Source organism: Bacillus sp. SIMBA_008 (genome assembly GCF_046535495.1).
In the GTDB taxonomy this organism is placed as follows: Bacteria; Bacillota; Bacilli; order Bacillales; family Bacillaceae; genus Bacillus; species Bacillus subtilis.
Genome location: NZ_JAWRWL010000191.1, coordinates 1 through 323, shown reverse-complemented (window position 1 = coordinate 323; position 323 = coordinate 1). Strand labels below are relative to the sequence as shown.

General features: G+C 70.6%; 1 pseudogene. It reads right to left on the bottom strand.

Annotated elements, in window-relative coordinates:
- Positions 1-46: 46 nt before the first annotated feature.
- Positions 47-323 (bottom strand): annotated as a pseudogene (locus tag SB658_RS22780) (hypothetical protein); the annotation flags it as partial.

Sequence of the window (323 nt, the reverse complement as noted above, 5' to 3'; positions counted from 1 at the left end):
GTCGCGGTGGTCGCCGTCGTGGTGTTCGTCGTGATCCGGAGCGTCTTCAGCCGCGCCGACGACTGAGTCGCCCGCGCCGTCGATCCGCCGTGACCATGACGGCCGCTATGACCACGGCGAGGACGTAGAACCAGGTCGCGAACTGGAAGACGGCGGCGTATGCGCCGGCGTCCGCCTGCGCACCCGCGCTCGTCGTCGCGTTCGCTGCCGCAGCGGTGAAGACGACGGTCAGCAGCGCCAGGCCGATGGTTCCGCCGAGCTGGTGCGCCGTGTTGACGAGACCGGATGCCGCGCCGTTGTCCTCCGGTGCGACGCGCGTCATG